Raw genomic sequence first — 8,920 nt, 5'->3', positions numbered from 1 at the left:
CGTTGTCTGCTGAGGAGGCGAACTATACCGCCACACCCACCCCTCGTCAATGCCTTTTTACTGAAAAATGGCCATAATTCACAAGATCATTTTTATCTTTATGATTTAAAAAGATTTTTATGTTTAATTTTTTTAATCATCCTGCTGACTTACCGCAGAAAAACGGCAATCGCCCATCAGGCGACGCCAGCCAGATTAGCAATCTGCTCAGCGAATCGTGAATTAATTCTGTATTTATGCCATTTAGCATGGTTATCTCGACGTCCAACAAGCAGACAGCGCCCTGTCGGGCGCTGTCTGGGGCTTCCTGGCTGACTCTATATAGAGAGTCAGCGGGAAATCAGAGGACGTAGCGGGCGAGATCTTCGCGTTGTGACAGCAGGTCCAGCTTGCCATCCACATAATGAGCATCAATCTGGCAGCTGCCCGAGCACGCATCGTAGGACACTTCTTCCAGCAGTTTTTCCATTACGGTGTAGAGCCGACGGGCGCCGATGTTTTCGGTTTTCTCGTTAACCTGCCAGGCGATCTCGGCCAGGCGACGAATGCCGGATTCCTCGAATTGCAGTTCGACACCCTCGGTGGCCAGCAGCGCCTGGTATTGGCGGGTGAGGCAGGCATCGGTGCTGGTGAGGATCTGCACAAAGTCGTCGACCGATAGCGAGGAGAGTTCGACCCGGATCGGCAGGCGGCCTTGCAGTTCCGGAATGAGATCGGACGGCTTGGACAGCTGGAAGGCGCCAGAGGCAATAAACAGGATGTGGTCTGTCTTGACCATGCCGTATTTAGTCGAGACAGTGGTGCCTTCTACCAAGGGCAGCAAGTCGCGCTGTACGCCAGCGCGCGAGACATCGGCCCCCTGCCCTTCCGAGCGGCTGGTGACCTTGTCGATTTCATCAAGGAAGACAATGCCGTTTTGCTCGACATTCTTTAGTGCCTCGGCCTTGAGTTCGTCTTCATTCACCAGCTTGGCGGCTTCTTCATCGATCAACAACTTGAAGGCCTCGGCCACTTTCAGCTTGCTGGCCTTTTTCTTGCCGGCATTCATGCCCTGGAACATGTTTTGCAACTGGCTGGAGAAATCTTCCATGCCGGGCGGGGCAAAGATTTCCATCTTGGACTGCGGTGCCGCTACTTCGATTTCGATTTCCTTGTCGTCCAGCTTGCCTTCACGCAGCATTTTGCGGAATTTCTGCCGGGTGTGACCGTCTTCCGGCTTGCTTTCTTCAGCTTGCGGTTCGCCAAAGAAACCTGCCTGGCTGCGTGCAGGCGGCAGCAGCACGTCGAGGATGCGGTCCTCGGCGGCATCCTCGGCACGGACGCGATTGCGCTTGATGGCGGCATCGCGGGTTTCCTTGATCGCCACTTCCACCAGATCGCGGATGATGGTGTCGACGTCGCGGCCGACATAACCGACCTCGGTGAACTTGGTGGCTTCTACCTTGATGAAGGGCGCGCCGGACAGGCGGGCCAGGCGGCGGGCGATTTCGGTCTTGCCCACGCCGGTGGGGCCGATCATCAGGATGTTCTTGGGGGTGATTTCACTGCGCAGCGGCTCGGCCACTTGCTGACGGCGCCAGCGGTTGCGCAGGGCAATGGCGACGGCGCGCTTGGCGGCGTCCTGGCCGATGATGTGTTTGTTGAGTTCGTGAACGATTTCTTGCGGGGTCATCTGGGTCATGACAGTACTCCCGGCCGGCGCGTTTGCAACGCAGCGGCCCGTGAATCGATGGGGACGAAAGGCTGGGTTTATTCGGCAGCCGGCTGGGGTTCGGCCCCCAGCGTTTCGATGAGGTGGTTCTGGTTGGTATAGATGCAGATGTCGCCAGCGATTTCCAGCGACTTCTTGACCACCACCGCCGGGTCCAGCTCGGTGTTCTCAAACAGCGCGCGCGCGGCAGACTGGGCGAATGCACCACCGGAGCCGATGGCAGCAATGCCCTGCTCCGGCTCCAGCACGTCGCCATTGCCGGTGATGATCAGCGTGGATTCCTGGTCGGCAACGATGAGCATGGCTTCCAGCCGACGCAGCATGCGGTCGGTGCGCCAGTCCTTGGCCAGTTCGACAGCGGAGCGCACCAGATGGCCCTGGTGCTTTTCCAGCTTGGCTTCAAAGCGTTCGAACAGGGTGAAGGCATCGGCCGTGCCGCCGGCAAATCCGGCCAGCACCTTGCCGTGATAGAGACGACGTATCTTGCGGGCCGTGGACTTGATCACGATATTGCCCAGGGTTACCTGGCCGTCGCCGCCCAGCGCCACGCGCTCGCCGCGACGGACGGAAACGATGGTGGTTCCGTCAAACTGCTGCATGTTTGTTTCCAATACATTAGGTGGTCTGCGCCATGCAGACGTGCATTTTCCAATATGCAGCCAATCACCGGGATTGCAAGCCGACCCTGACAGCGCCAGGGGTGCTGGCATTACAGCTCTTCACTCAGCTTAACAATTGATAATGATAATAGTTTGCATTATCATTATCACCATGAACCTGAGACTCCACTCCTCCGACACTACGCCGGCCACCGGCGCGGTGCTGGGCAGCTGTGGCCTGCATGCGCTGGCCTTGCTGTTACTGACCGGCATACTGGCCAGCCAGACGGCGGTACAGCTGCCCCGGCTCGAGAGCCTGCCGGCCATGACGCTGGCGGCTCCCAGTACGGTTAGCAAGCCGGCTCCGGCACCAGCCGTCCAGCAGGACAAACAGCACAGTGCGGCCAAAGCCCCCCCGGCTCGCCCGGTGACCTCGGCCAAGCCGAAACCGGCAGCACCGCCGCAAGCGCCCGCCCACACCGCCGCAGCTTCAGCCAAGCCGGCCAGCGCCAGCAGCGAACACCCGGACAGCGCACCAACCAGCCCCGACACGCCGGTAAGCGCGGCGACGACACCAGCCCCCACGCCCGTGGTACACGAGCCACTGTACCGTGGTGGTTATCTGAATAATCCGAAGCCGCTATATCCGCCGCTGTCGGTCGAGATGGAAGAAAGTGGCACCGTGCGCCTGCGCGTGCAGGTGAGCGCCCAGGGACTGCCCGTTGCGGTGGAGCTGGAGCAAAGCAGCGGCTTTCCCCGGCTGGACCGGGCGGCGCTGACCGCAGTGCGCGGCTGGAAATTCATCCCAGCCAAGCGTGGTGACGAGGCCATTCCTTATACCTTTATTGTCCCTGTTCAATTTTCCCTGAAGAACCTGCGTAAACCATGAAGCTACTGACCGTCTTCCAGCAAGGGGATGTTGTGTTGATCACAACATTCATGATTCTCATCCTGATGTCGATTGCCACCTGGTCGCTGATCCTGCAGCGCGGGGTGCAAACCCTGCGTCTGCGTCAGGCTAATCGCCAGGCCGAAACAGCCCTGTGGGATGCCCCGGACTGGCACAGTGCCGAGCAAGCCCTGCGCGAGTCCAACGCGCCGATGGCACAGATCACCCGCCAGGGTCTGGCAGCCTTGCGTCACCATCAGCAGCATGCCGAGCGCTCCTTGGGCAAGGCCTGCGATCTGAACGAATTCGTCACCCGCGCCATCCGCAAGGCATTAGCACAGGAAAATGCCCGGCAAGAAGCCGGCATGACCCTGCTGGCTTCGATAGGCTCCACCGCACCGTTCATCGGGCTGTTTGGTACTGTCTGGGGGATTTACCACGCGCTGGTGAATATCGGCAGCGCCGGCCAGGTGAGCATTGCCACCGTGGCCGGGCCGATTGGCGAGGCACTGATCGCCACTGCAGCGGGTCTGGCCGCCGCCATTCCCGCAGTGCTGGCCTATAACGCCTTCACCCGGACCCAGCGCGTGATGTCGCAGCAGCTGGATCATTTTGCCCATGATCTGCATGCCCAACTGCTGACCCAGCCGGAGTCCGACCATGGCCTTCGGTAGTTTCGACAAAGGCCCCGGCGCGCCGATGGCCGAAATCAACACCACACCACTGGTGGATGTGATGCTGGTGCTGCTGGTGGTGTTCATCATCACCGCACCGCTGCTGACCAATAACGTGAAGCTGGATCTGCCACAAGCGGCGGCGGCACAGCATCAGGACAAGCCGGAGCAAATCCGCCTGTCCATCGCTGCCGATGGCGGCGTGTTCTGGAACGATCAGCCGGTCAGCCGCGAGGCACTGGCCGCACGCTTTAGCGCAGCCGTGCAGGCCAACCCCAAGGTTGAACTGAACCTGCGTGCCGACAAGAGCGTGCGTTACGAGCTGGTGGCCACCACGCTGGCCGCTGCTCAGCAAAGCGGCGTCAGCCGCATTGGCTTCGTCACCGAAGCGCCTTAGCGCAACCGCGCTCTTTTTGCTGGCCGGTACGTCACGGGGGTGACACACCGGCCGGTCCCACCCCATGCCTTGCCCCTTGCAACGCTCCGCCCACACGGAGTGCGGGGACGGCTGCGCCGTTCTCCCGGCACCAGGGCAGGCATAACACCGTGCATGACACACAATAAGAGAGGAATCCATGAAACAGAGCTTGCAGCAATCCGCCCACCTGCAGCAGCGCAAACTGCCGGCACGCATGGCAGTCGGCATGCTGGCCGTGGCGCTGAGCCCCAGCCTGGCGCTGGCGGCTGAAACCGGCCAGACACTGGAAACCGTCACCGTAGAAGGTGAAGCCCCGGTACGCGACACCTACAAGACGGTGACCAGCAATATCGGCAAAACCAAGCAGCAGCTACGCGATATCCCGCAGTCCATTACCGTGGTCAACCAGCAGTTGATGCAGGACCAGGGCGCCGCCACGCTGAAAGATGCCCTGCGCAATGTGCCCGGCATTACCTTTGCCGCAGGCGAAGGTGGCCGCACCGGCGACCAGGTGGTGATTCGCGGCTTTTCCGCTGCCACCGATACTTATCGCGACGGCATGCGCGACATCGGTCAGTACAACCGCGATGCCTTCAACGATGACAAGGTGGAAGTACTGAAGGGCGCCAGCTCGATGTTGTTTGGCCGCGGCTCTACCGGCGGCGTGGTCAATCAGGTCAGCAAATCCCCCTATCTTGGCAGCAAGCTGGACGGTGACCTGACCATTGGCACCAATGACTTCCAGCGCGTGACCGCCGACATCAACCAGATGACCGGTGACCACTCTGCCGTGCGGCTGAACCTGATGGACACCCATGACGGCAGTGATCGTGGTGCGGCCAGGAACGAACGCTGGGGCATTGCGCCATCGGTCGCCTTCGGCCTGGGCGAGCCCACCACGGTGGTGCTGTCTTATATGCATCAGGAAGAAAACAATGTGCCGGACTACGGCGTACCGTATAACCCGGCGACCCGTCAGCCACTGGGCGTGGACCGCAGCAAGTTTTACGGTTTTGACAGCGACTACGAAAAAACCAGCGCTGACATCGTCACGGCCAGAATCACCCACGATTTTGGCGATGGCATGGAGCTGTCCAACCAGCTGCGCTACAACCGCTTCTGGCGTGATGTCAGCCCCACTGCCCCGCGCCTGGCCAGCAGCAATACCAGTGACAATGCCATCATGAACCGCAGCAAGCCGCTGCGCGACGGGGTGGACCAGTCGTGGAATAACCAGACCGACCTGACCAGCCGCTTTGCCACCGGTGACATCCGCCACACCCTGCTGACCGGCATGGAGCTGAGCTACGAGCTGTCCGACACCAGCCGCTATGCCTTGCGCAACAACCCGCCGTCCACCACCGTGGGCAACCCCGACTCGGCCGCCGCCGTGAATCTGGCACGCTATCGCACCAGCAATACCCAGTTTCAGGCCAGTAATATTGGCCTCTACGCCATGGACACCATTGAGCTGACCCGGCAGTGGAAAGCCGTGCTGGGCACGCGCTTCGACCGTTTCGATGGTGATTACAATGTGCGTGGCTACAATGCCAATGGCAGTCTGAACAGCAGCAACAGCTACGATCTGTCCCGTACCGACAATGTGTGGAGCTGGCGCGGTGGCCTGATCTGGCAGCCTGATCTGGCCCAGTCCTACTACTTCAGCTATGGCACCTCGTTCAACCCGTCTGGCGAAACCTATGCGCTGGACAAGGCCACCGCCAAGGTCGACCCGGAGAAAAACCGCAATATCGAACTGGGGGCCAAGTGGGATCTGCTGGATGGCGATGCCAGCCTGCGTGCGGCGCTGTTCCGCATCGAGAAAACCAACGAGCGCAACACCGACCCGCTGGATACCAGCGTGGTAGTACTGTCTGGCAAGCGTCACACCAATGGCGTGGAAGTGGAAGGTAGCGGCCGGCTGACCGAGCGCTGGGAAGTCTTTGCCGGCGTCACCCTGATGGACTCCAAGATCGACAAGGCTGCACCGCCATCGCAGGGCCAGACCGGTACCGAGGGCAAGATGCCGCGCTACACCCCGCGCGCGACCGCCAATATCTGGACCACCTACAAGTTTACCGACCAGATCACCGGCGGTATTGGTGCCACTTATGTCGGCAAACGCTATGCCACCGAAACCAATGTCAACTACCTGCCGGACTACACCGTGGGCAATGCCATGCTCAGCTATGAGACCAAGCATTACCGCCTGCAGCTGAACCTGAACAACCTCAGCAACAAGACCTATTACGACGGCGCCTATGGCGGCCATGCCACCCTGGGCACGCCGCGTGAGGCACAGCTGACCATCGGCTTGAAATACTAAACCACCCAGGCTGCCCTGCTGCACTGTTGTAACCGGGCAGCCACCCTCAGCCGGCCACCACCATGGCCGGCTGAGTCATCCAGACAAATCTATATAAAAGGAATAAACGCCATGCTGCTGCATATCCCCGAGGTGCTGACACCAGAAGAACTGGCACATGGCCGCATGCTGCTGGCCCAGGCCGACTGGGCTGATGGCCGCATCACCGCCGGCAGCCAGTCGGCCCAGGTCAAACGCAATCTGCAATTGCCGCAGCATCTGGACATCGCCCGCGAACTGCAAGCCATGGTGGAAGCAGCACTCAAGCGCAATACGCTGTTCTTCTCTGCCGCGCTGCCCAAAACCGTTTTCCCGCCATTGTTCAACTGCTACCAGGGCGGCATGGACTTTGGCAATCACGTGGACAATGCCGTGCGCAGCCACCCCTTTGACCACAGCTGGGTACGCACCGATGTGTCCTGCACCCTGTTCTTCAGCCAGCCAGACGAATACGACGGTGGCGAGCTGGTGGTGGAAGATACTTACGGCCTGCACAGTGTAAAACTGCCCGCCGGCGACATGGTGCTTTACCCCTCCACCAGCCTGCACCGGGTAGAACCGGTGACGCGCGGCGCGCGCATTGCCTCGTTTTTCTGGACGCAAAGCATGATCCGGGACGATGCCAAACGTGGCCTGCTGTTCGACATGGACATGGCCATTTCCCGCTTGCGCCAGCAACACGGCGACACCGCCGAACTGGTGACGCTGACGGCGAACTATCACAACCTGCTGCGCATGTGGGCTGATCTATAGTTTTGCGGTGATATTTCTTGTTTCAATCTTAAAAAAACTGATTACTGTCATGAAATTTTCCGTCACAAGTAAGTAAAGTTCCCTACAGAGCTACTTAATCGACATATGCTTGTACGCATAAGCCCAGCGGAAACCCTCCATGACGCAGCTGATCAGAACCGAAACCAGCAAGGAAGTACAGCTCGCAGCCGATGAACTGATTGTCACCAAGACCGACAGCACCGGCCACATCACCTACGCCAATCGCGTTTTCATGCAATTGGCTGAATACCCGGAAAGCGAATTACTGGGTAAACCACACAATCTCATCCGCCACCCGGACATGCCGCGCGGCGTATACCGGCTGATGTGGAAAACACTGCAGGCCGGGCGTGAGTTTTTCGGCGTGGTCAAAAACTACACCGCCAGCGGCAATTACTACTGGGTACTGGCCAACGTCACCCCGGACTACGACAGCAAAAACCAGCTGGAGGGTTACTTTTCAGTACGCCGCCCACCGGGCCGTCGTGCGGTGGAAACCGTCATCCCCATCTATGCCAGGATGTGCCAGCTGGAAAGCAGCCACAACAAGGCCAGCGCACCGGATGCCTCCATGGAGTGGCTGCTGGCGGAGCTGGAAAAGCAGGGCCACAGTTATGAAAGCTTTGTGCTGTCGCTGCTCGACACCCACCTCACCACCGGGAAAACCGCATAATGGCCCGCCGCTCGTCCTCCCCTTTTCTGCGCACTCGCCTCGGCTTCTGGTTGATCGGCTTCAACATCCTGACCATCTGCACCGTACTGGCTTCGCTGCTGCTGCCAGATAGCTGGCGAATGGCCGTGGAAGCATTCCTGGTGCTGACTTCCCTGTTGCTGTCCGCCATGATCTGGCGGGGCAGCGGCCGCATCTTCACCGTGCTCAACACCCTGCACGAGCAGCTAGGCTACGCCTGCGACGGCGAGCTGCACCACCGCGCCTCGCGCACCCGTGACATGGGCGAAGTGGGCCTGGTGGCCTGGGAGCTGAATGACTTTCTCGATCTGGTGGAAACCTACTTCAAGGAAATCAACACCAGCTTTCGCCGGGTCAGTGACAATGACTACAGCCGCCGCCCGCTCAGCCAAGGCTTGCCCGGCATGTTTGCCGAATCGCTGCGCAATGTGGACAGTGCCATTCAGGCCATGGCCGACAATGACGGCTATATCCGCAAGAATCGCCTGTCATCCCAGCTGGCCGCACTGAATAACCCACATCTGCGCCAGAACCTGGCCAGCAACCAGAGCGACCTGAGCCAGATCAGCACCGCCATGGACCAGGTATCCAGCATTACCCGTGACACGGCCAGCGCCTCACGCGAGAGCCTGGACAGCGCGGTACTGCTATCAGGTCATATGGACACGATTGCCGGCAGCGTGGTGAGCATGAACGAAGCCAGCAGTGCACTGGCGCAAGAATGGACCGGCATCGAATCATCGCTGGCGGCGATTTCCGCCATTGCCGACCAGACCAATCTGCTGGCACTGAATGCCGC

The 8,920-nt window shown here is 59.9% G+C and carries 10 protein-coding genes; 8 read left to right on the top strand and 2 right to left on the bottom strand.

The features are described from left to right. The coding region (locus tag EAY64_RS20695; RefSeq protein WP_233566508.1) for a hypothetical protein at nt 1-315 on the top strand (315 nt) is incomplete at its 5' end. 25 nt (nt 316-340) lie between these two features. Here EAY64_RS20695 and hslU read toward each other — a convergent pair. Together hslU and hslV are read right to left on the bottom strand one after the other, a co-directional pair. Beyond that, nucleotides 341-1,681 (bottom strand): ATP-dependent protease ATPase subunit HslU, encoded by a 1,341-nt coding sequence (hslU, locus tag EAY64_RS18015; protein WP_103526112.1) that lies wholly within the window; start codon nt 1,679-1,681, stop codon nt 341-343. 68 nt (nt 1,682-1,749) lie between these two features. Beyond that, nucleotides 1,750-2,310 carry an ATP-dependent protease subunit HslV gene (gene hslV, locus EAY64_RS18010; RefSeq protein WP_103526111.1) on the bottom strand — a complete coding sequence of 187 codons (561 nt, stop codon included), beginning with the start codon at nt 2,308-2,310 and terminating at the stop codon, nt 1,750-1,752. A 172-nt stretch (nt 2,311-2,482) separates the two neighbouring features. Here hslV and EAY64_RS18005 point away from each other — a divergent pair, with 172 nt between their 5' ends. The 7 genes from EAY64_RS18005 to EAY64_RS17975 form a co-directional block, all read left to right on the top strand. Further along, nucleotides 2,483-3,199 (top strand): energy transducer TonB, encoded by a 717-nt coding sequence (locus EAY64_RS18005; RefSeq protein ID WP_158604727.1) that lies wholly within the window; start codon nt 2,483-2,485, stop codon nt 3,197-3,199. After that, nucleotides 3,196-3,873, top strand: a complete 678-nt coding sequence (locus EAY64_RS18000; RefSeq protein ID WP_103526109.1) for a MotA/TolQ/ExbB proton channel family protein — start codon at nt 3,196-3,198, stop codon at nt 3,871-3,873. Before EAY64_RS18005 ends, EAY64_RS18000 begins: the two co-directional genes overlap by 4 nt. Then, nucleotides 3,860-4,270: an ExbD/TolR family protein gene (locus EAY64_RS17995; RefSeq protein WP_103526108.1), complete on the top strand. Its 411-nt coding sequence runs from the start codon at nt 3,860-3,862 to the stop codon at nt 4,268-4,270. The genes EAY64_RS18000 and EAY64_RS17995 overlap by 14 nt, the downstream gene beginning before the upstream one ends. A 178-nt stretch (nt 4,271-4,448) precedes the next feature. Then, nucleotides 4,449-6,617 carry a TonB-dependent receptor gene (locus EAY64_RS17990; RefSeq protein ID WP_103526107.1) on the top strand — a complete coding sequence of 723 codons (2,169 nt, stop codon included), beginning with the start codon at nt 4,449-4,451 and terminating at the stop codon, nt 6,615-6,617. Nucleotides 6,618-6,728: 111 nt separating this feature from the next. Further along, nucleotides 6,729-7,409: a Fe2+-dependent dioxygenase gene (locus EAY64_RS17985; RefSeq protein WP_103526106.1), complete on the top strand. Its 681-nt coding sequence runs from the start codon at nt 6,729-6,731 to the stop codon at nt 7,407-7,409. 139 nt (nt 7,410-7,548) lie between these two features. Continuing rightward, a complete protein-coding gene (locus EAY64_RS17980; RefSeq protein ID WP_103526105.1) occupies nt 7,549-8,103 on the top strand; it encodes a PAS domain-containing protein in 555 nt (184 codons plus the stop codon). Next, nucleotides 8,103-8,920: methyl-accepting chemotaxis protein (locus tag EAY64_RS17975; RefSeq protein ID WP_305000383.1), on the top strand; the 818-nt coding region annotated here is incomplete at its 3' end. The genes EAY64_RS17980 and EAY64_RS17975, both read left to right, overlap by 1 nt.

The organism is Aquitalea palustris (assembly GCF_003693445.1).
Taxonomy (GTDB): Bacteria; Pseudomonadota; Gammaproteobacteria; order Burkholderiales; family Chromobacteriaceae; genus Aquitalea; species Aquitalea palustris.
The sequence above is the reverse complement of the archived record's forward strand: the minus strand, read 5'-3'. Positions and strand labels throughout refer to the sequence as shown.

Excerpts from the sequence above, each read along its gene's own strand:
- hslV (WP_103526111.1), bottom strand. The coding sequence starts at position 2,310 with ATGCAGCAGTTTGACGGAACCACCATCGTTTCCGTCCGTCGCGGCGAG.
- EAY64_RS17985 (WP_103526106.1), top strand. The coding sequence starts at position 6,729 with ATGCTGCTGCATATCCCCGAGGTGCTGACACCAGAAGAACTGGCACAT.
- EAY64_RS17990 (WP_103526107.1), top strand. The coding sequence starts at position 4,449 with ATGAAACAGAGCTTGCAGCAATCCGCCCACCTGCAGCAGCGCAAACTG.
- hslU (WP_103526112.1), bottom strand. The coding sequence starts at position 1,681 with ATGACCCAGATGACCCCGCAAGAAATCGTTCACGAACTCAACAAACAC.
- EAY64_RS17995 (WP_103526108.1), top strand. The coding sequence starts at position 3,860 with ATGGCCTTCGGTAGTTTCGACAAAGGCCCCGGCGCGCCGATGGCCGAA.
- EAY64_RS18000 (WP_103526109.1), top strand. The coding sequence starts at position 3,196 with ATGAAGCTACTGACCGTCTTCCAGCAAGGGGATGTTGTGTTGATCACA.
- EAY64_RS17980 (WP_103526105.1), top strand. The coding sequence starts at position 7,549 with ATGACGCAGCTGATCAGAACCGAAACCAGCAAGGAAGTACAGCTCGCA.
- EAY64_RS18005 (WP_158604727.1), top strand. The coding sequence starts at position 2,483 with ATGAACCTGAGACTCCACTCCTCCGACACTACGCCGGCCACCGGCGCG.